Annotated in this window: 16 protein-coding genes; all 16 read left to right on the forward strand. The window is 54.8% G+C overall.

Annotated features, from left to right (window positions below; genetic code table 11):
* Positions 1–1,215: cobalamin-dependent protein (locus tag NTW95_01040; GenBank protein ID MCX6556013.1), on the forward strand; the 1,215-nt coding region annotated here is incomplete at its 5' end.
* A gap of 67 nt (positions 1,216–1,282) precedes the next feature.
* Complete coding sequence (locus tag NTW95_01045) at positions 1,283–2,842, forward strand: DASS family sodium-coupled anion symporter (GenBank protein MCX6556014.1); 1,560 nt, start codon at positions 1,283–1,285, stop codon at positions 2,840–2,842.
* A gap of 91 nt (positions 2,843–2,933) precedes the next feature.
* Positions 2,934–3,875: a PhoH family protein gene (locus tag NTW95_01050; GenBank protein ID MCX6556015.1), complete on the forward strand. Its 942-nt coding sequence runs from the start codon at positions 2,934–2,936 to the stop codon at positions 3,873–3,875.
* The gene (locus NTW95_01055) at positions 3,872–6,163 is read left to right on the forward strand and encodes an HDIG domain-containing protein (protein MCX6556016.1); all 2,292 of its coding nucleotides are present in this window, start codon (positions 3,872–3,874) and stop codon (positions 6,161–6,163) included. Before NTW95_01050 ends, NTW95_01055 begins: the two co-directional genes overlap by 4 nt.
* Positions 6,144–6,560, forward strand: a complete 417-nt coding sequence (ybeY, locus tag NTW95_01060; GenBank protein ID MCX6556017.1) for an rRNA maturation RNase YbeY — start codon at positions 6,144–6,146, stop codon at positions 6,558–6,560. The genes NTW95_01055 and ybeY overlap by 20 nt, the downstream gene beginning before the upstream one ends.
* The gene (locus NTW95_01065) at positions 6,557–7,774 is read left to right on the forward strand and encodes a hemolysin family protein (GenBank protein ID MCX6556018.1); all 1,218 of its coding nucleotides are present in this window, start codon (positions 6,557–6,559) and stop codon (positions 7,772–7,774) included. The genes ybeY and NTW95_01065 overlap by 4 nt, the downstream gene beginning before the upstream one ends.
* Complete coding sequence (gene era / locus NTW95_01070) at positions 7,761–8,645, forward strand: GTPase Era (GenBank protein ID MCX6556019.1); 885 nt, start codon at positions 7,761–7,763, stop codon at positions 8,643–8,645. The genes NTW95_01065 and era overlap by 14 nt, the downstream gene beginning before the upstream one ends.
* Positions 8,646–8,765: 120 nt before the next feature.
* Positions 8,766–9,914, forward strand: a complete 1,149-nt coding sequence (locus NTW95_01075) for an ATP-binding protein (GenBank protein ID MCX6556020.1) — start codon at positions 8,766–8,768, stop codon at positions 9,912–9,914.
* Positions 9,914–11,845 carry a SurA N-terminal domain-containing protein gene (locus NTW95_01080; protein ID MCX6556021.1) on the forward strand — a complete coding sequence of 644 codons (1,932 nt, stop codon included), beginning with the start codon at positions 9,914–9,916 and terminating at the stop codon, positions 11,843–11,845. Before NTW95_01075 ends, NTW95_01080 begins: the two co-directional genes overlap by 1 nt.
* 9 nt (positions 11,846–11,854) lie before the next feature.
* Positions 11,855–13,882, forward strand: coding sequence for an oligopeptide transporter, OPT family (locus NTW95_01085; GenBank protein ID MCX6556022.1), 2,028 nt, complete (start codon positions 11,855–11,857; stop codon positions 13,880–13,882).
* An 8-nt stretch (positions 13,883–13,890) separates the two neighbouring features.
* A complete protein-coding gene (locus NTW95_01090) occupies positions 13,891–15,078 on the forward strand; it encodes a Xaa-Pro peptidase family protein (protein MCX6556023.1) in 1,188 nt (395 codons plus the stop codon).
* A 6-nt stretch (positions 15,079–15,084) separates the two neighbouring features.
* Complete coding sequence (lipA, locus tag NTW95_01095; GenBank protein MCX6556024.1) at positions 15,085–15,957, forward strand: lipoyl synthase; 873 nt, start codon at positions 15,085–15,087, stop codon at positions 15,955–15,957.
* Positions 15,958–15,962: 5 nt separating this feature from the next.
* Positions 15,963–16,691, forward strand: coding sequence for a metallophosphoesterase family protein (locus NTW95_01100; protein MCX6556025.1), 729 nt, complete (start codon positions 15,963–15,965; stop codon positions 16,689–16,691).
* A gap of 17 nt (positions 16,692–16,708) precedes the next feature.
* Positions 16,709–17,749, forward strand: coding sequence for a hypothetical protein (locus tag NTW95_01105; GenBank protein MCX6556026.1), 1,041 nt, complete (start codon positions 16,709–16,711; stop codon positions 17,747–17,749).
* Complete coding sequence (locus NTW95_01110) at positions 17,730–19,736, forward strand: lytic transglycosylase domain-containing protein (GenBank protein MCX6556027.1); 2,007 nt, start codon at positions 17,730–17,732, stop codon at positions 19,734–19,736. Before NTW95_01105 ends, NTW95_01110 begins: the two co-directional genes overlap by 20 nt.
* A 73-nt stretch (positions 19,737–19,809) precedes the next feature.
* Positions 19,810–22,556 (forward strand): hypothetical protein (locus tag NTW95_01115; protein ID MCX6556028.1); only part of this gene is annotated, 2,747 nt, incomplete at its 3' end.

The raw sequence follows: 22,556 nt of genomic DNA on the forward strand, positions 1-22,556 counted from the left end.
CCTTTCGTCCTGCAGGCGGCCGAAGTGATCAAGGCCGCGATGGATATCCTGGAACTGCGGCTGGCCAAAACCCAGCCCAGCCAGCGAGGCTGCATGCTGCTGGCCACGGTCAAAGGCGACATCCACGATATCGGTAAAAACCTGGTCGACATCATCCTGCGCAGCAACGGCTACCGGGTCGTCAACCTCGGCACCAACAAGGGCGGCGCCGATATAGCCGCCGCCGTGGAAGCTCATGCTCCCGACCATGTGGGCTTGAGCGCGTTGCTAGTCAAATCCACTTTGGAAATGACCGAAATCCTGCGCCATTTGGAAGAAAAGAAGATTCGCGTCCCGGTCATTTGCGGCGGGGCGGCGCTGACCCCCGCTTTCGTCGATGCCGCCCTGCGTCCGCTTTATCGCGGCAAGGTGTTCTACGCAGCCGATGCGTTCGCGGCCTTGAAGATCATGAACAGAGGTACCGCAGCTGCGGCAGATTCGGTTCCCAGGAAAAGAAAACCGGCAGCGGCCGCGGTCGTCCGTTCGCTACCGACCCCTTTGCGGGCGCCTTTTTCAGGGACGCGCGTCGTCCATTGGACCCTGGACGACATTCTCCCGTGGCTGGACAAGAAGACCCTTATCAAATCCCGCTGGCGCATGAAGGAGGGAGCCGAGGCGGAGCAATTCTATGCCGAGAGCCTCAGCCTTTTACGCGAAAAAAAAATAACCCGTTTTGCCGGTGTTTACGGCTATTTTAACTGCCGCCGCTCCGGGAAAAACAGCCTGCTGCTCAGCAGCGGCGGCAAAGAGTTCATTCTGACCTTCCCGCGCCGCAATCATGTCTCCCTGGCCGATTATTTCAATGAAAACGGGGACTTGGCGCCAATTTTCATCGTCAGCTGCGGCGATGCGATCTCTCGCCTGGAAATGGAGCTGTATAACTCCGACCAGTACAGTCGCTACCTCATCGTGCACGGCTTCGGCACCCAACTGGCCGAAAGCCTGGCCGCGAAGATGCACCAGCACATCCGGCAGGAACTGGGCTTGGCCGGGAAGCGCGGCAAGCGTTTCAGCCCCGGATTCCCGGCTTGGCCGGAGTTGGCCGACCAGGAGACCCTGATCAGCCTGCTGCAGGCGCAAAGGATCGGGGTCAGCTTGAGCGAAAACTGCCAGTTAATCCCCGAATTGAGCGTCAGCGCCATGGTTGTCTGCCATCCCCAGGCAAAATATTTTTAATGGCCAATCGAAGCGTTCGCTTGTTGCCGACGCCGGCCCGTGTGAAAATTATTGCCAGGTGACACAAATGGAAAACGAGACAACCGACGGCCGCGGGGCTGAAGCGGCGGGGGAAATTTCCGCGCTTGAAAGCAAAATCGAATTTTGGCGGCAAAGGATAAGCCTTCTTCTGGGACCGCTGCTGTCACTGGTCATCTGGCTCATCCCCATGCCCGGCCTGAATCGACAAGCCCACGCTCTGGCCGCCATCATCGGCTGGATCGTCGTTTGGTGGATCGGCGAACCGATACCCATCCCCGTCAGCGCCGTCTTGGGGGCCGTGCTGTGCATTCTTGCCGGCGTAGCCGATGCCAGAACGGTTTTAGCCCCTTTTGCCGAACCGACCATCTTCCTGTTTCTTGGCAGTTTCATCCTGGCCCGGGCCATGGGCGTTCATGCCCTGGACCGGAGGTTCGCCTACGCCATCATGTCCATGGGCTGGATCGCCGACAAATCCTGGCGCATACTTTTCGCTTTCGGAGCTATCACCGCCTTCATTTCAATGTGGATCAGCAATACGGCGACCACGGCCATGATGCTGCCGATCGGCATCGGAATCGTCAGCGCCATGTCCGACCTGCAGGAGAAAAAAACCGGCCGAAAAACGGATCCGGCCCGTTCCCGTTTCGCGACCGGGATGATGTTGATGGCCGCATACGCTGCTTCCGCCGGCGGCATCGGCACGCCGGTCGGAACTCCGCCCAACCTCATCGGCATCGCCATGATCGAAAAATTCTGCGGGGTCAAAATACCATTTTTCAAATGGATGCAGTTTGCCCTACCCATGCTCGTTGTCATGTACGGCTTGCTGTTCCTTCTGCTCTATTTTTTGCACAAGCCGGAAATGCCGCTGCTGGCTGGGAGCCGGGATTTCATGCGCCAGGAGCTGGCCAAACTCGGTCCCTGGAGCCGCGGCCAGAAAAATTCTCTGGCCGCTTTCCTGGTCACGGCCTGCCTGTGGATCATTCCCGGCTTTCTGGCTATTTTTTGCAGCGCCTCCGCTCCGCTAAGCAAATGGTACGGCCTGAGGCTGCCCGAAGCCGTTGCCGCCCTGATCGGAGCGATGTTGCTGTTCGTGCTGCCGCTGGATTGGAAAAAGAGACAATTCACCATTTCCTGGCGCCAGGCCGTGGCCATCGACTGGGGCACCTTGCTGTTGTTCGGCGGCGGACTGAGCTTGGGCAGCCTGATGTTCAGTACCGGCCTGGCCGAACGCGTCGGCCAGGGGCTTTTACACCTGTCGGGGGCGGAATCGCTGTGGGCCATCACCGGGGCGGCGGTATTCATCGCCATCGTCGCCAGTGAAACGACCTCCAATACCGCCGCCGCCAACATGGTCGTTCCCGTGGTCATCGCCCTGGCGTTGGCTGCGAAAGTCAACCCGGTGCCGCCGGCCCTGGGCGCCATCCTGGGCTGCAGCTGGGGATTCATGCTCCCGGTATCGACGCCGCCGAACGCCATCGTCTACGGATCGGGGATGGTGCCCATCACCAAAATGATCCGCGCCGGGCTGCTTTTCGACCTGAGCGGCGGTTTGGTCATTTGGGCGGTTCTGCGCCTGCTGCTGCCCCTTATCGGCCTGGCCTGAGGCCCATGGGCTGAGTTGACAATTGGCCCCAGTCTTTCTATAATAAAAGCAATGAAAACAATGAAAACAGGATTGGTAGGACCATTATTTTATGGATGAATTCATCTGCCCCGACGAGCTGGGCAATCAATTTCCGCTCTTGCTCCAGAAAAACCTGGCCGCGATCGAGACGGCCTTCAACCTGGATATCTCCCTGCGCGGCAACAAGATCATGTATTCCGGCAGCGCTCCCCAGGCCAAGAAATTCAAGAAATACCTGCTGCATCTTTCGCGCCTCGCCGCCGGAAACAACGGGCTTCGCAACCACGATGTCCTGTTCAGCCTGAACCTGGTGCTTGACGGAAAAATCGACGAATTGCCTGAAAAGTCATTGACCAACAACGGCATCAGAGTGGACGGCAAGGAGGTCTTTGCCAAAACCTCCAACCAGCAGGCCTATGTCCAGGCGCTGCGGGAAAAGAACCTGATCTTCGGCATCGGGCCGGCCGGCACCGGCAAGACCTTTTTGGCTATCGCCATGGCCTTGAACTCCCTGATTAACAAGAAAGTGGAGCGCATCGTCCTGACGCGGCCGGTCGTGGAGGCGGGCGAAAAGCTGGGGTTCCTGCCCGGCGACATCCAGCAGAAGATCAACCCCTACCTGCGTCCGCTGTACGACGCCCTGTACTTCCTCATCGGCTTCGAAAGAACGGCCGAACTGATCGAAAAGGGGATCATCGAGATCGCCCCGCTGGCGTACATGCGCGGCCGCACCATCAACGATGCCTTCATCATTCTCGATGAGGGCCAGAATACCGTCAATTCGCAGATGAAAATGTTCCTCACCCGTTTCGGGCTCAATTCGCGCGTCGCCATCACGGCCGATATCACCCAGATCGACTTGAGCGAACCGAAGAAATCGGGCATATTCAAAGCCATCGAGATCCTGAAAAACGTGCCGGAAATCGCGGTCATCCGCCTGACCAACAAAGATGTCGTCCGTCATCCCCTGATCCAGAAGATCATTGAGGCTTACGCCAGGGCGGAAAAATGAATTTCGACCTGGAATTGAAAAAAAAGCAAAAACTGCCGGCGGTCACCGGGAGGGGGAGCACATCGCGCGGGAAACTTCTGATCCGCCTCGCCTTCCTGCTCATCATTTCTTACATCAGCTATCGGCCGCCCTTAAAAACAGTCAGCGGCCCATCCTTGAAGCTCGGCGACATCGCTGGCGAAGATATCGTCATCCGCAGGGACATGACCGTGGAAGACAGGGAGATGACCGAGGCCAAGCGCAAGGAAGCCAAGGCGAGCCTGAGTCCGGTCTACGAATTCAGCGAGCAGAAGAGCGCCAGCAGTCAGATGCTGTTCAACGAGTGGTTCAAGTTTTTCAAGGGCGCACGCCAGGATTGGGCCAAGGGCCGGGTGAAGCCGGAACAACTCCGTTCCCAAATCAGCGCCAATTTCGGCATCGAACTGTCGGCCGCGGCCATCCAGGAACTGCTCAGGGCCAATACGTTCGCCAAGATCGACCTGCATCTTTTGCTTCAGGAAGTGGCCGGCTGGGAGGAAAAGGGGATACTCTTTTCCAAAATCGGCATTCCTAGGGGTCGAGACGACTTCATCACGATTTATTCAGAAAAAAAAGGCTTTTCCCAGGCAAAAGTGGCCGATCTGTTCGATCTGAACGAAATAAAAGGCAAGTTGAACGATTTACTAATGAATTTCTCCCTGCAAAACAACGAAAAAGTGATCTTGACCCCGATTCTCCTGGAATATATCAGCGTCAATGTCTCTTTTTCGAAAATATTGACCCGCCTTCAGGAGGAAAAGGTCCTGGCCCAGGTCAACCCGGCTTTCATCCAGCTGAAGCAAAACAAGATCATCCTGCGCCGCGGCGATGAGATCAGCACAGACCACCTGCGCCTGATCCACCTGATCAGCGCCGAAGAAAAAACCGGCAAAAATAAAATTCCAGGCATTTTTCTCGTTTTCACCCTTCTCGCCATCTTATTCTATTTTTTCTGGCGGTTGCACGCCTTGACCCAGATCGGGGGGATCAACCGCCCGAAGCTCGATTTTGTCGGCGCCATGACCTTCATCGCCTGCGCCGTAAGCTACCGGCTGGCGATTTTCATCTACCCGCTGGTCTTGAACAATATTGCCCAGAACATCCACATCGACAACGCCGTCATGGTTTACGGCATTCCGTTCGCGATCGGGTCGCTGCTCATCGCTTTTCTGTTCAGTCTGCAGAGTGCGGTCACTTTTTCGATCATCAATGCCATCATCAGCGGCATCATCTGCGATTGGGATTTCAAGGTCATGCTCTTCGTTTTGTCCGGCAACCTGGCGGTGGCCTTCGGCGTCGAATATTACCAGCGCTTGAAGCGTTCCTCGATCCTGAAAGCCGGTTTTTTTTGGCTGCTCCCGGTCAACATGTCGCTCTGCCTGATGTTCGCACTCAGCAAGGCGAATTTAAACTGGCGCAGCTTGGCTTTTTTCGTCAGCATGGGAATCGTGTCGGCCTTGCTGTCGGTTTTTATCGCCAATTTCATGATTCCACTCTGGGAAGTCATCTTCAAGGTGGTCACCGACCTGAAGCTGGTCGAGATCACCAATTTGAACCTGCCGGTGTTCCGCGAGATGCTCGAGAAGGCGCCGGGGACCTACCATCATTCGCAGATGGTGGCCTCCCTGGCCGAGTCGGCCGCCCAGGAACTGCAACTGTCGCCGATCCTGGTGCGGGCCATGGCCCTATACCACGATGTCGGGAAAATCGACAACCCGCAGTTTTTTACCGAGAATTCTTCGGTGTACGAGAACCCCCATACCCAGCTGACGCCCCGGGACAGCGCCAAGATCATCATCGCCCACATCGGTCTTGGCCTGGAAAAAGCGAATGCGCTGAAATTGCCCCGCAAGGTCGCGCAAGCCATCGAACAGCACCACGGGACCAAATTGGTCAAATATTTCTATGAAAAAGCCAGGAAAAGCAGCTCCGGCCAGCTCGACGATTTTGACGAAAACATGTTCCGCTATCCGGGCAAAAAACCGCAGGAGATCGAGCAGGTGATCATCATGCTGGCCGACCAGGTAGAGGCGGCGTCAAAAAGCCTCTCAGCGCCCAAGGACCAGGACATCAAAAACGTCATTGAGCAGATCATCAGCGCCGACAGCGCTGAGAATCAATTCGTCGAATGCAAGGACCTGACCTTCAAAGCCCTGAACATCATCGCCGGCAGCTTCTACAACAAGCTGGCCTCCATCTATCACCAGCGCATCGCGTATCCAGGTTTTGATTTTCAGAAAGAGCCCGCCCATGATACAAATCCTCAATAACGGTTATTGTTTTGATAAAAAGGCATTGCTGCGAGCCATCCGGCGCGTCACCGCCGAGCTGCATTTCCGGGGAGCGGTGACCGTCAAGATCGCCGCCGACGACGAGGTGCGGCGGTTGAACAAGCAGTACCGCCGCCAGGATCGCGTTACCGACGTCTTGAGTTTCGCCCTTGGGGAAAAGCTGCCCGACGGTCTATACGCCGGCGATATCCTGATTTGCTGGAGCCTGGCTGAAAAGCAAGCCCGGGAAAACAACCATTCGCTGCAGAAGGAAATGCTGCTGCTGATGATCCACGGCTTGCTGCACTTGAACGGCTACGACCATGAAAAGGACAAGGGGGAAATGCTGGCCCTGCAGCAGCGTCTGTTTGCCATGCATGCCGGTGAGCTTGCATGACCGTCGCCGTCCTGATCGTCCTGTACCTGGTGACCATCCTGTTCTACCTGCTGGAAAGCAGTTTTGAAAGCTTTTCCCGGATCTCGCTGGCAAAATTCCTCAAGGGCCTGCCGGCCAGACGCAAGCCCGACTTCGCTTTCGTCGAGAAGTTCGACCTGGTCATCCATTCATTGGAAACGGTGGTTTTTCTCCTGCAGATCATTCTGCTGATCTGGACGTTCCAAGTGCTGCAAAACGCCATCCCTTCGGCCACCTCCAGGATCCTGCTCATCGGCTTGCTGTACCTGGTCTTCTTCAACCTGGTCTTCTATATCGCCGCCTATGTGAACCGCGAAAAGGTCCTGCGCAGCCTGCTGTTCCTTTTCCCGGTCGCCTGGACGATATTTTATCCCCTGAATTTCATCTTCAAGGTCTTCCTGAAGGAGAGCCCGGCCGATGCCAGAGAGGACCAGAATGAGGACCTGAGCGACGAGCAATTGGAGGTTTTCCTCGAAGAGGGGGCCAAGGAGGGGGTGATCGAAAAGGAAGACCAGGAGATGATCGAGAGCGTCCTCGAATTCGGGGACACCCTGGTCAAGGAAATCATGACCCCGCGCGTGGACATGATTTACGTGCATATCGACTCCAGCCTGGACGAGATCATCGCGGTGATCACCCACAAGAAAAAATCGCGCTTGCCGGTGGTCGGCGACAGGATGGACCATGTCGAAGGCATCATCCTGGCCAAGGACGTGTTCAATTACTGGGGCCGCAGCGAGTTCAACATCCGCGAAATTCTCCGGCCGCCCTTTTTCATCCCCGAGACCATGCGCATCCTGGAATTGCTCAAGGAGCTGCAGAAGACCAAGCAGAAATTCGCCATCGTCATTGACGAGTTCGGCGGCGTGTGCGGGGTAATCAGCATGGAGGACGTGATCGAGGAGATCGTCGGCGAGATCAAGGACGAATACGATGAGGATTTGGAGCCCATCGTCCGCGACCGCGACGGCTTCATCGTCCAGGGTGATCTCGCCATCTACGAATTGAACGAAGCCCTGAAGATCGAAATAGACGACAACGAGGATTATCAAACCGTCGCCGGCCTGATCAGCTGCAAACTGGGCAAAATCCCGGGGCTTCATGACCAGGTGACCGTTGAAGGCTATGTTCTCGAAGTCCTGGAAGTCGACAAAAACCGCATCAAAAGAGTGCGCATCTACCGTGAAAAAGGGTAAAAGCCGGCATTCGGGCTATGTCGCCCTGCTGGGCCGGACCAATGTCGGCAAATCGACATTCATCAACGCCTTGTTGAAGACAAAGGTGGCCATCGTCTCCGACAAACCACAGACCACGCGCCGGAGGATCCTGGCCATCAAGACCAGCGAGCGCGGCCAGATCGTTTTCTTCGACTGCCCGGGCATCCACAAGCCCCATTTCAAGCTGAACGAACTGATGATGAAGGCGGTCAACGACGCCCTGGCCGACGCCGACCTGATCCTCTATTTCATCGACCTGGCGTTTCCAAAGCAAGACGATTTTGTCATCTCGCTGCTGGAAAAAGCCGGTAAAAAGGTTTTTTTAGTGATCAACAAGATCGACAAGTTGAACAAGGGCAAGGTGCTGGAAAAAATCCAGCACGAGAAGGATCTTTTCCCCTGGCAGGAAATCGTGCCCATCTCGGCGCTCCGCGGCGACAACCTCGATCTGATCGAAGAGCTGATCTTCGCTTGCCTCCCGGAGGGGGAAAATTTTTTCCCCGACGACGAATACACCCAGCAATCGGAGAATTTCTTCATCGGCGAATTGATCAGGGAAAACATGCTGCCCTGGATCGAAGACGAACTCCCCTTCAGCACCACGATCAAGGTGGCCGAGATAAAGGACAGGGGGGAGGTCGTCCTGGTGCGGGCGGAAATCTTTGTCGAATCGAGCTCGCAAAAAAAAATCATCATCGGCAAGAACGGCCGCATGATCAAGCAAATCGGCCAGACGGCGCGGCAAACCCTGGAAGCATACTATGAAAAAAAGGTTTTTCTGGATCTGTTCGTCAAAATTGTCCCGGGCTGGCGGAATTCCTACCAGGTGATCCAGGAAATTTTGCGCTAAGCGGGCTTTTTATTTTAGCCGCGGCGGTTCGAGGCAGGAAATGGTTGCTATTTATCCCCACTTATAATAAAATATTCAATTAAAAATATGTTTAATATAAATACTTTACGAAGCAAAATTTTGCTTTCGTTCGTCCTGATCAGTTCGGGCTACATCGCCATTGCCTATTTCATCGTCATGGGCGGCATCAACGCCAAGTTCCTGGTCTTTTTAATTCTGACCGTCCCCCTGCTCCTTTTCATCGTGATCGTCGTCTGGACCAACAACCATCTGTCCAAGCCGATCCAATTGCTTAAAAACGGCATCGAAAAAATCAGCTACGGGGACCTGTCGCACCGCATCTCCGTTACCAGCGACAATGAATTTTCGTTTCTGGGCAGCCAATTCAATGAAATGGCCGAAAAAATCGAAACCATGATGCGCCAGATCGAGTCGACGCACAAGGATCTGGAAAACCAGGTCCATACGCGAACGGTGGAATTGAAGGAAGCCAACAAGAAGCTGCAAATCGCGATCCAGGAGCTTCGCGACACCCAGCAACATATCATCCAGACTGAAAAGCAAAAATCGCTGACCGCCATCGTCTCGGGCTTCGCCCATGAAATCAACAATCCGCTGACCGGGATCCTGGGTTATGTCGACTTGCTGACCATCCGCGATGACATCACTCCCTACACCAAGGAAAAGCTGGTCAGCATCCAGAAACAGGCGTTGCGCATCAAGACCATCATCGACCAGCTGAACCAGTTGAATCCGGACATGGACCAAGTCAAGATGGAAATCAACATCGCCAACATGCTTGAAAAACTGGTGAAAGTCGTTTCCAGCCGCCCGGAAAACAGCGATGTCACCATTGAAAAACACGATTTTGACCAAGAAATCATTGTCCTGGGCAACCATTTTGCCCTGTGGCAGGTATTCGAGGGCATCGTTGAAAATGCCATCGAAGCGCTGAAGGAAAACAATATCCCAAACGGCAAGATCACCATCAACTTGAAAAAATCGATGGATGGCCAGAACATCATCGTCGATGTCATGGATAACGGCGGCGGTTTCAACAATCTGGAAAAGGCATTCGATCCTTTTTACACCACCAAGAACCGGACGCAGAAAAAAGGCATCGGCTTGACCATTGCCTACAACATCATCCAGGAACACGCGGGCAATATCGTGATCAGCAACAACGATCAGCACGGGGCCACGGTATCGGTATACTTGAAAATGAACAGCAGAAAATTCAAAAACCAAAAGCAAGTGGAGGAAAAATAATGCTCAAGACGATGAGAAGCAAAAAGAAGTCGCTTTCCTGGATCCTGTGGCTGCTCATACTGGCGTTCGTCGGATTCATTTTCGTGCAGTGGGGATCGGGGCGTTTCGAATCGGGTGGCCTGGATAGAGACGTGGCCGCGGTCGGCAGCAAGCGGATCAGCGGTGAGAATTTCCAAAAAGATCTGACCCAGAGCTTGGCCATGTACAGCAAGCAGTTCAAGAATAATTTCAGCCGCTCGCTGATCAACCAGCTGGGCATCGCCGAGCAGGTCCTGCAAGGCATGGTCAATGCGCTGATCATCGAAATGGAAGCGGACAAGCTGAACCTGAGCGTCAGCGAGACCGAATTGAAGGATGCCATCCGCTCCTATCCGGCTTTTCAGCGCGACGGCGGCTTCATCGGCTCCGAAGAGTATGAGCGGCTGCTCGCCTACAACCAGATCAAGGTGCTTGACTTCGAGGAAGGGCTCAGGAAGGAGCTTCTAGCCGACAAGTTGAAGGAATTGCTGACCAGCGGCCTGGCCCTCGACTGGAACTCGATCGAGGAGGATTACCGCAAGGAAAACGACAAGGCCGAGCTCGAAACCATCGCTTTCAAGAGCGAGGCAGTGAAAGAGGAACCGGCGTTCAGCGCGGCCGAGCTTGAGGAATTCTATCAGGACAACAAGAATTTGTTCAAAAGCCACGAAAAAAGATCAGGCCAGATGCTGGTCCTGAAATTCGCCGATTTCAAGAAGGACGTGGTCATCCCGGAGAAAGAAGCCTTCGCCTATTTCCAAAAAAACAGGAGCATGTTCAAGGTCCCGGGGAAAACGAAAATCAGCCGCATCTGGGTCCCGTACACGCCGCAGGATCGCGACGACGTGTTGAAAAGAATGGAGGCGGCAACCGCGATATTGACCGGCCAGAACTTTGCCGATAAAGCCCGGGAATTGTCCAGCGATGAAAAGGCCAAGGATGGGGGAGACTGGGGGTATTGGGGCTGGCAGAATTTTTCCAACCAGGAACGAAGCATGATCGACAACCTGAAACAGGGGGAGATATCCTCGCCCATTGACGCCCAGCAGGCGTTTTCCATCCTGTACGTTTCAGAAAAAATCGAAGAAAAACAGGAAACCTACGGAGAGATCAAGGCGAGAATCACCAGCCTGCTGGAGAACGAGCAGTTGAAAAAGCTGGTCAACGATAAAATCGGCAAGCTCTACGCAAAGATCAAGGAAGCCAACGACCTCAAGCAGGGCGAGGACAAGCAGAAAATGCCGCTGCTTCCCAGCGGCCTACTGGCGGCGGGCGATTCCATAAAAAACATCGATGAGATGGGGTACATTTCCCAGAAGCTCTTTACCCTGCGCGAGAACGAGATCGCGCCGCCCATGGAATTCCCGGAAGGGTTCGCCATCGTCCAGTTGCTGCGCATCGTCAAGCCGGAAGTTGAACCCTTCGAGAAGGTCAAGGATCAGGTGAAGACGCAAATGCTGTCCGCGAAAAAACTGCAGCTGCAGCTGGCCAAAGCCCAGGCCGTCGGTGCCGAATTGCAGAAGCTGGCCGACGATAAAAAAATCGCCGCCTACCTGGCCAAGGAGAACCTCAAGCCCGAAAGCGTCACCTATCAACGGGGAAATCAGCTGTCGGGGTTCCCGGTCCGGCCGGGCCTGGACGAGGCCATTTTCCAGATGCGCGAGAACGCCTATTCGCTCCCGCTGACCTTCGGATCCGAGGCGGCGGTCATCGTCAAGCTGAAGAGCAAGAAAATCGTTTCGGCCGAGGAATTCGCCAAGCAGAAGGATGGCTATTACCGGAAAAAACTGGCCGAGGCCGAAAACAGCATGTTTGGCTCGTATATCATGAGTCGAAGGAACGAGCACAAGATCAGCTTCAATGCCGAGATTTTTGAAAAAATAAAAGAATACGCCGTATCGCGCTTCCGTTGAGGAGTCACCATGGAAAACCAACAAGTGAAGGGAATGCCCGAAGGGGCGTACGACGTCCTGCCTCCCGGAAAAGAATATGTCCCCTACGTACCTGCCGGCCAGATCATCCCCGAGATGACCGTCCGCGCCGTCGTCCTGGGATTGATCATGGCGGTGCTCTTTTCTGCCGCCGCCGCCTTTCTCGGCTTAAAGATCGGCCAGGTGTTCGAGGCGGCCATCCCGATCGCCATCATCGCCGTCGGCGCCGGTCAATGGTTCAAGCGCAAGAGCACCATCCTGGAGAACGTCATCGTGCAGTCGGTCGGAGCCGCTTCCGGCCTGGTCGTGGCGGGCATGATATTCACTCTGCCCGCCCTATTCATCCTGAAATTGGATCAGAAGATCGGTATTAACCTGTTCAAGCTGTTCGCCGCCTCGCTTCTCGGCGGCACACTGGGCATCCTCTTCCTGATCCCGTTCCGCAAGTATTTTGTCAAGGAGATGCACGGCCAGTTCCCGTTCCCCGAGGCGACCGCCACCGCCCAGATCCTGGTGGCCGGCGAAGCGGGAGGGGCCCAGGCCAAGGTCCTGGTCTGGAGCATGATCATCGGCGGCATCTACGATTTCCTCATCCTCTCGGTCAACGCTTTCAGCGAAGTGTTCACCACGCGCATCGTGCCGCTGGGCCAGTCGCTGTACGAGAAATGGCGCTTGGTTTTCAAAATGGACGCCCTGTCGTCGGTGATGGGCATCGGCTACATCATCGGTTTCCGCTACACCGCCATCATCGCCGCCGGCTCGCTGCTCTCCTGGTTCCTGCTGGTGCCTCTCGTCGCCTATTTCGGGCGCTTCATCCCCGCTGAAATCATCACTCCCGGCACCAAGCTGATCGCGCAGATGAGCGCCGAGGAAATCTTCAAATTTTATGTCCGCTTCATCGGCATCGGCGCCATCGCCATGGCCGGAGTCATCAGCATCATCAAGTCATCGAAGGTCATCGTGCAGGCGTTCTCGATGAGCATCCGTCAGATCGCGAAGAAAGGGGCCGGGCACGCCGACAGCAAGCCCGAGCGCACCCAGACCGACCTGAACATGAAATACGTACTTCTGCTCCTGCTGGTCACCGCCGTGCTGCTCTTCCTGTTCTACCGTTTTTCGGTGCTCGCCGCTGTCGCCCAACCATTCAGGCTGAGCCTGATCGCCATGCTGACCGTCTTTGTGATCTCCTTCCTATTCACGTCGGTCTCGGCGCGGGCCATCGCCATCGTCGGCACCAACCCGGTCTCGGGCATGACCATGATGACGATCCTGCTCAGCAGCCTGGTGCTGGCCTCTTTCGGGCTGAGCGGCGACTTCGGCATGATGGCGGGATTGCTGATCGGTGTGGTCGTATGCACGGCCTTGTCGATGGCCGGCGGCTTCATCACCGACCTGAAGGTCGGCTACTGGCTTGGCGCCACCCCCATCCGCCAGCAGTATTCCAAGTTCATGGGCACGATTGTGGCCTCGGCCACGGTCGGCCTGGTCATTTTCCTTCTCAGCCGCACCTACGGTTTCGACCCGACCACGCCGGGCGCGCTGACCGCCCCGCAAGCCAATGCCATGGCCACGATCATCAAACCGCTGATGGATCCCCATGCCCAGATGCCGTGGATCCTGCTGGGAATCGGGGCCCTGTTCATTCTGGCCATCGACATGATCAGTATCCCGCCCTTGGCTTTCGCGCTGGGGATGTACATCCCGATCGAGTTGAACACGCCGCTGGTCATCGGCGGTCTCATCGCCCTGCTGGTGGGCCGCTCCAGCCCCGACAAGGAGCTGTCCAACCGGCGCGTCGAGCGCGGCACGCTGATCGCCTCCGGGTTCATCGCCGGCGGGGCCATCATGGGCGTCATCGGGGCGCTGGTGAAATTTGTTTCCATCAAGTATTTCCAGAAGGAAAATCCCTTCTACTACCTGACCTGGGGCAGCCGGGTCATCCCCGGTGAACTTTGCGCCTTGGTGATGTTCGTCCTGATCTGCCTCTATCTGTACTGGGACGCCAGAAGGGCCAAGTAGGGGAGACCATGGAAAAGGAAAAGATCGCCCAGGCTATTGAGATCCTGAATGAGCTGGACATCGACCTGTGGATGGTCATCGATCGCGAGTCTGGGATCATCTCCGACCCGGTCATGGATTTCGTCGTCGGCTGCCACGCCACCTGGCTTTCCTTCTTCCTTTTCTCCAGGAGCAAAGAGACGCACGCCATCGTCGGCAACCTCGACGTGGAGACGTTCCGCCGTGCCGGTCTTTTTGACAGGGTGGCGGCTTACAAGGGCAGCCCGCGGGAAGACCTGCTGCGCCTCCTGCAGCGCCTGGCGCCGAGGAAGATCGCCATCGATTACTCCCCGGACTGCGCCGCGGCCGACGGCCTGACCCACGGCAACTACCTGAAGCTGCTGGAGCTGCTGCAGGGGACCGTCTTCGCCGACCGGCTGGTTTCGGCCGAGAACGTAATCGCCAAGTTGCGCGGCCGGAAATCGGCCGAGGAAATCCGCCGGCTGCGAACGGCCTGCGAGAAGACGCTAGACATCTACGGCCGCGTCGCCAAGGCGGCTAAGCCGGGGATGAGCGAAAAGGAACTTGCCGGCTGGATCACCCGTCAGCGTGAACGGATGGGGTTGGAAGCCGCCTGGGACATCGACAGCTGCCCGGCCGTTTTCAGCGGCCCCCAGGAAGTGGGCGCCCACTCGGCGCCCACCGGCAACGTCCTGAAGCCGGGCCATATCTTCAACATCGATTTCGGGGTCAAGGTGGACAAATACTGCTCCGATTTGCAGCGTACCTGGTACATCCTGCGCCCTGGCGAAAATAACGCGCCGCCGGACGTGCAGCGCGGCTTTGCCGTCCTTCTCGAATCGATCCGCCTCGCCTTCGCGGCCCTGAAGCCGGGGGCGCGCGGACTGGACATCGACCGCATCGCGCGCCAAGCCATCGTTTCGCAAGGGTACGACGAATACCCCCATGCCCTCGGGCACCAGGTCGGGCGCGATGCCCACGACGGCGGCGCCCTGCTGGCCCCCGACTGGGAACGCTACGGCAATCTGCCCTTCGTTCCACTGGAAAAGGACCAGGTGTTCACCATCGAGCCGCGCATCTACATCAAGGATTACGGGGTGGCCACGGTCGAGGAGATGGCGGTCATCACCGCCAACGGCGCCGAGTATCTGTCGCGCCCGCAGCAGGAACTGCTCCTGATCAAACCGGGCCGATAAAACAGCATGAACGAAACGGCGCTCAAGATAAAAAAACCCGATTGGCTGAAGGCCTCAATCCCGTCCGGCGACGACTATTTTCGCCTGAAGAGCAAGCTTGCGGAAAAAGGCCTGCCCACCATCTGCCAGAGCGCCCGCTGCCCCAACATAGCCGAATGCTGGAACCACAATCAGGCCACCATCCTGGTCATGGGAGCCGTTTGCACGCGTGACTGCCTGTTCTGTTCGGTACCCGGCGGGATCCCCGCCGACCTTGACGAGGCGGAGGATCAAAAGGTCCTGGAGATGGCCGAACTGATGGACCTATCCTACCTGGTCATCACCTCGGTTACCAGGGACGACCTGCCGGATAAGGGGAGCGGTCATTTCGCCAAGATCATCCGCCGGCTGAAAAAGGATCGTCCGCGCCTGAAAGTCGAAGTGCTGGTCCCTGATTTCGGCGGCGACTGCCGGCTGCTGGACACGGTCCTGGACGCCGCCCCCGACGTGCTGGCGCACAACCTGGAAACCGTTCCCAGTCTTTACCCGCGCCTCAACCGCCGCGCCGAAGCCTTCGGCCACTCGCTGCGGATACTGGCCCATGCCAAAAAAAAAGGGGCGCTGGTCAAGACCGGGCTGATGGTCGGCTTGGGGGAAACGCGCTCGGAAATAGGGGAAATGTTCGGAACGCTGAAAACGATCGGGGTCGATCTGCTGACCATCGGCCAATACCTGCAACCGAACAAGCGCTGCCTGCCGGTGGCCGCGTATTATTCTCCCGCGGAGTTCGCCCAACTGAGGGAGTTCGCGTCCGCGTTCGGCTTCGGCACGATCGAAGCGGGTCCGTTCGTGCGCAGCTCGTACCGGGCCGAACAATTATTCAAGGCGGTGGTGAATTGAGATACGTGATTTTCAGCGACATTCACAGCAACATCGAGGCCTTCGAAAAAATGCTCAGCCTGAAAAAAATCAGTCACGCTGACAAGTACCTGTTCCTGGGCGATCTGGTCGGCTACGGGCCTAACCCCGATGAGGTCATCACGCATTTTCGCAAGCTGCCGCGGATGAATTTCGTGCGCGGCAATCATGACAAGGTGATCGCCGACCTGGAATCTTCCTCGCTGTTCAATCCCGCCGCCGCGTTTTCAGCCGAGTGGAGCAAGCTGAAAATTTCCGCGGACAATTTCCAATTCTTGAAGCAGCTGCCCAAGGGGCCGCAGATCATCGACCGTTTCATCACCATCTGTCACGGCTCGCCGTTTGACGAGGATTACTACGTGTTTTCCCAATTCGAGGCCGCCGAATCGTTCAAGTTCATGGAAACATCAATCGCCTTTTTCGGTCACACCCACTTTCCGATCATTTATTTTCTGCGCAACGAGAAGATCGATATCGTGCCCTTGAGCGAGACCATGCGCATCAAGCTGGACGCCAACACCAAATACCTGATCAACCCCGGTTCGATCGGCCAGCCGCGCGACAAGAACCCGGCATCCAGCTTTATTATTTTTGATTCCGGCAAGCGGGAGATCAACTTCATCCGCTTCGCCTACGAAGTGAAGGCGACCCAGAAAAAAATCAGGGAAGCCGGGCTTCCGGAACTTTTAGCCAGCCGCCTGGAATCCGGCGTGTAGCCTGGAGGAGGGAAACGATGAAAAAGGAAGAAGTGAAAATCCTGGTGGAAAAAGTGCTCAATGAGAAGGTGCAGTTCCTGCTCAACCGCATCGACACGTTCCAGAGCTCCATGTTTAAGCAGATAGAAAAATTGAAGGACTTCGACGAGCTGGTCGAATTCCATATGCCGGATGAATTGTCCGGCCGTGACGATGACGCCGACGCCGCCGGCGCAATCCAGGTCCTGAACGAATACGTGAAAAAGGTGGCCGCGGCCAGCAACCAGCTGATCCTGATCGGCGGCATCATCGACGGCATCCAGCATTTCTGCGACCGGGCCGCCATTTTCCTGTTGCGCGACGACAAGATGGTCGGTTGGAAGGGCAAAGGCTTCTCCGGCCGTGACGGCCAGATCACCGATGAGGACCTGAAAAAGGTCTTTTTCTCCCTCTCGGCCAATACGATTTTCAAAAGCGTGATCGATAACAGAAAATCATACCTGGGTGATCCGGTCAGCAAGCCCGATGATTTTTTGATATACAACCGCCTGGGCGGCGGCAAGCCGCAGAAGATTTTCGTCCTGCCTTTCTTCGTCAAGGGCAAGCCGCAGGCGCTGATCTATGCCGATTCGCTTGCCGGTACGCCCATCCAGCACAAGACCATCGAAATCCTGGCCACTGTCGGCGAGCTCAGCCTCGACATGCTGCCGATCCGGCAGAAAGTGCTGGCCAAGATCAAGACCCAGGAATTCGTCGAAGAGCCTGAAATGGAAGTCAAGTTCATCGGGCGCGCCGATGAACTGGAAAAAACATCGGCGCCGGCCAAGGGCAATGACCCGGAGCGCTACGCCCGGGTGATCATCAATGACATCATCCTTTACAACAAGAAGCTGGTTGAAGACGGGATCAAGAACAGGAACCTGTACGAGGTGTTGAAGGAGACCCTGCTTCAGGCCAAGGAATTGTACATGCGCCGCTCCAGCGACTTGCTCTACTTCGAAGAACAAATGGTGAAAATCCTGGCCAAGGGCGACCGCCAGGCTTTAAAGGGCTACAATTTTGAAGTTTACAGATCATAACAGCCGAAGCCTGAAATATACCCTGTTATTCGCTTCGGTAAGCGCCTTTTCCTTCATCGCCGCCTATTGTCTGACCGGGCTGGCGCCGGCCGGATTGCCAGCGCAGCAAGCATCGCCCATCAACCACCGGCAACTATTCAAGAATTACCGGTTTTTGAATTTTTTCCTGTCGAGCGGTCCATCCCGTCCCTTAACCGGGATCGACACCGTCGACCGCGACCACCCGCTGCTGGCCGCCATCGCCCGGCTGCGCCAAGCCGAGCAGCTTCTCAGTGAAAAAAAGTACGAATTAAGCAGCGCCGCCCTGGCCGCGATTCCCGGAGAATTTCCCTATCTCGCGGCCCAGCGCGACGAGCTGCAGCTGCGCAGCCTGTACGCCGCTAAAAAGTTCAAGACCTTTCTCGTGTATCAAGATAGCCATCGCGCCGCAAGCCTGGAAACAAAAATCATGCTGCAAAATTGCCTCTTGCGGGACCATCAAGCCGGCCGCGCCCAGGAGGAATTCAAGCTCCTTTTCGCCAACCGCCCCATCGCCTCCTTTCGCAAATCGCTGCCCGCGGCGGCATTGAGCGGATTGCTCGGGCGCCTGGATGAGGATTTCTGGTTCGCCAAGTTTTCATTCCTGCTGAAAACCGCGGCCAGAGGGGAATTCAGGCAGGAGTTGCCTTTTTGCCGCTTCCGTGCACTGGCCACCCTTTTCAAGGCGGAGTTCGCCTACCAGGGCCGCGATTACCCCCGCTGCCAGGCTTTGCTGCAGGGGGGGCTGGGCGACAGATACCAACCGTTCGCCGAGAAGATACTGCTGAAAATCGCCCTGCGGTCCGATGCGCAAACGGATATCCTGGGACGGCTGCAGGCTATCGGCAAGGACTCGCCCCTGTACCCCGAACTGCTCCACGATGCGGCGCAAATCCTGCTCAGCAAGAGGGAATTTGCCAGGGCCCTGCCCATGTACTCGCTGTATCTGGAAGAATGCCGCGAGCAGGATGAAGAATACTGGAAGACCGTCTGGCTGCTGGCCTGGATCTATTACCGCCAGGACCGCAAGGCCCAGGCCAGGCTTTATTTCGAAAAAGGCTGCCAGTCGCCTTTGCTCAGTTACCAGATCGCTTCGCGCTACTGGCTGAGCAAGCTGGAAGACAGAAAACCACAGCCGCCGTACCTGTACCCGTTTTCCTACTACGCGGTCAGGGTGTTCCGCGACAAGGCCAAGTTCAGGACCCTAGGTCAGGCTTTCATCGCTTCGATCGCTGAAGCGCCCAGCGCTCGCTTCGTGGAGATCAGCGCCGACATCAAGGTATTGGCCAAGTACGGCCTGTGGGACGACTGCCTGGAAACGATCCGTGCCGCCAAGAGCGATCCGCTGCTCAACCCTTCCGACCTGAACCTGCTAAAAATAAGCGAATCGCTGGTCGAATACCGGCAGAACCGCTTCTATCAGGCATTTGCCAGCTTTCGCGGCAATTTCAAGCATATCGAGTACGTGCGCCTGCCCAATTTCCTGAGCGGCATTTTCTTTCCCCGCCAGTACTTGGATTTGATCACGGCCTACAGCCGGGAGTACGCGGTCGATCCCTACCTGGTCCAAGCCCTGATTCGCGAGGAATCTTTTTTCCGGGCCGACTCGCTGTCGCCGGCCCGAGCCTTCGGCTTGATGCAGCTGCTGCAATCCACCGCGCGCCAGGTCGCCAAGGGCAGCGCCCTCAAGGTCAGGGCCAAGGATTTGTACGATCCGGAGACCAACATCAGCCTGGGGCTGCAGCACCTGAAATCGCTGCTGGACAAATATGACGGACGCCTTTACCTGGCCCTGGCGGCCTACAACGCCGGGGTAGGGGTGGTCGACCAGTGGCTGACCGATTTCCCCGACGCCAGCGAGGAAGAGTTCATCGAAATGATCCCCTATTCGGAAACGCGCAATTACGTCAAGAACATCCTGCGCAATTATTTTTTTTACCGCTACTATTACGAAACCGGCAAAGCATAGCGGAATTATCATTCGCCTGATTTTCATTTACGAATAGGGTATAATGCTCCAATAATCCAAAAGGGAGAGAAACATGGAATTTAGTGATATTTTTAAATCCAAATGGGAATACTCCAAATTTATCGGCAAGACAATTTTTATGGCAATGGTTTTATCCATGTTGACATTGCCAAGTTGGGCAGATACTTATAGAATCAACGGTATAAATTCAGATACTTATAATGAAATCAACATACTAAGCCTGAAATGCAAAGCAGGGGACATGAAGGCATGTACTGAATTGGCCGACATTGCCAAGAATGACAAAGACGTTAATGTGCGCAAAGTCGCGGTGGAAAAACTTTCTGATCAGAGACTCCTGGCCGATATTGCCAGGAAGGACAAAGATATGGATGTACGAAAAGTCGCAGTGAGAAATCCATACTTAGCCGATCAGGCGCTCCTGGCCGACTTTGCCAAGAATGAGAAAGATATTTGGTTACGTTATGATGCGGTGATAAAACTTACCGATCAGATTCTCCTGGCTGAAATTGCCAAGAATGATAAAACCGGGCATTTACTCTCGGCCATATTGAGAAATCCAAATTTCACCAATCAAACTTTCCTGACTGATATTGCCAAGCATGATAAAGACTGGCATGTACGCGAGGCTGCTGTAAGAAACCTTACTGATCAGACCGTTCTGGCTGATATCGCCATGAATGATAAAGTGGTGTATCCACGCGTGGCAGCAGTGCAGAAGCTAACAAACCAGACTTTCTTGGCTGATTTAGCAAAGAATGATAGAGACATTGAGGTGCGCAAAGTCGCTACGGGAAAACTGACCGATCAAGCTATGCTGGCCAATCTTGCCAAAAATGATCGTGCATGGGATGTGCGTAATGCTGCGTTGGGAAAACTAACCGATCAGACCCTCCTGGCCGACTTTGTCAAAAATGAGGAAGACAGTGGGATGCGCCATGACGCGGTGAAAAAACTTACCGATCAGGTTCTCCTGGCCGATATTGCCAAGAATGATAAAAGCAGTTGGGCGCGTTTGTTTGCCGCAGATACACTCAATAATCAATCTCTCGCCCAAACTGTTTATGCCGATATAGTCAAGAACGATACAGAATGGCAGGTACGCGAAGCGGCAATGGAAAAAATCACCGATCAGGTTTTATTAGTCAATGTGGCCAAAAATGATAAAGATTGGCAAGTATGCCTGGAGGCAGTGAGTCAACTCCGTAACCAAACTCTCCTGGCTGATATCGCCAAGAATGCCAAATTCGCGCAGGTTCGTGAACTTGCGGTAAGAAAGATTTCTGACAAAGGAATCCTTGAGGAAAATAACAAGAATCATAAAGAATTCGAGTTTTACCAGACAGAAAGAGTAGTTGAAAAACTCACTGACCCGGCTTTTCTGAAAATCCTGGCTGAAATTGCCAAGAACGATGAAGCATCTATCGTGCGCCAGGCGGCTGTAGAAAAACTCAATGACCAGGCTCTTTTGGCTGATATTGCCAAAAATGATGAAAACGATGAAGTGCGCAAAGCTGCTGCAAATAATCTCAATAATAAATCTCTAGCACAAACGGTTTATATTGAAATAGCCAAGAACGATAAAAACTGGGAGGTGCGCAAATCTGCAGTGTTGAAACTTACCGATCAGGCTGTTTTGGCCGATATTGCCGAGAATGATGAAATTGGGGAAGTATGCATTGCCGCTGTATGGAAACTCTCCGATCAAACTCTGCTGGCCGCAATCGCCAGGAATGATGAAAGCTGGGAAAAGCGAGAAGCCAAGGTGAGAAAACTTAATCCCGAAACGGGTGGCTTGGTCGAGCTGCCGGGAGTTTCAAGTGAATACAATGCCTTTGAGCAAAGCAAGCCTTTATGTCCGCCGGAAAATTCTGAGAACGTTAAAAATTTATCTATACGCAAGGCCGCTGCTGAAAAGCTGACCGATCAAGCCGTTTTGGCCGATATTGCCAGGAATGTGGAATCTTGGTCGGTGCGTGCAGCGGCGGTGGCCAAGCTTGTTGATCAGGCCGTACTGGCCGATATAGCTAAAAATGATAAAGTAGGGTGTGTGCGCAAGGTAGCTGTGGCAAAACTAATTGACCAGGCTGTACTGGTCAATATAGCTAAAAATGACCAGGAAGGGCATGTGCGCCTGGTAGCGGTGGAAAAAATCATTGACCAGGCTCTCCTGGCCGATGTGGCTAAATGTGATGCAGACGAAAATGTACGCAAAGTAGTAGTAAAAAAACTTACCGACCAGGTTCTTTTGGCGGATATTGTCAAGAATGACAAAAATGGTGAAGTGCAAATTGAAGCTATTAAAAATCCCAATTTAACCGACCAGGCGCTTCTGGTAGATATTGCCAAGAATGATAAACACATGTTTTTAAGCAGGTACGCGATAGAGAAAATCACCGACCAGGCTATCCTGGCTGATTTGGTAAAGAACAGTGTGGATATTAATGCACGCAGATTAGTGATTGGAAAGCTTACCGACCAAGCACTCCTGGCCGATATTGCCAAGAATGACAAAAGCGGCTCTGTACGCTTGGTTGCTGTAGATAAACTTATTGATAAATCCCTTGCCCAAACTATTTATAGCGATATTGCCAAAAATGATGAAGATGATGACGTGCGCAAAGCCGCCGCGGAAAAACTCAATGACAAGTCTATTATACAAACTGTCTATGCTGCTGTGGCCGAGAATAAAACGAATCGGGTGTGGGTACGCAAGGATGCAATTGAAAAACTTGAAGACCAGAAATTGCTTGCTGATATTGCCAAGAATGATGCAAGTTGTTACGTGCGCATAGCCGC

It is taken from the genome of Candidatus Aminicenantes bacterium, assembly GCA_026393795.1.
Lineage (GTDB): Bacteria > Acidobacteriota > Aminicenantia > UBA2199 > UBA2199 > UBA2199.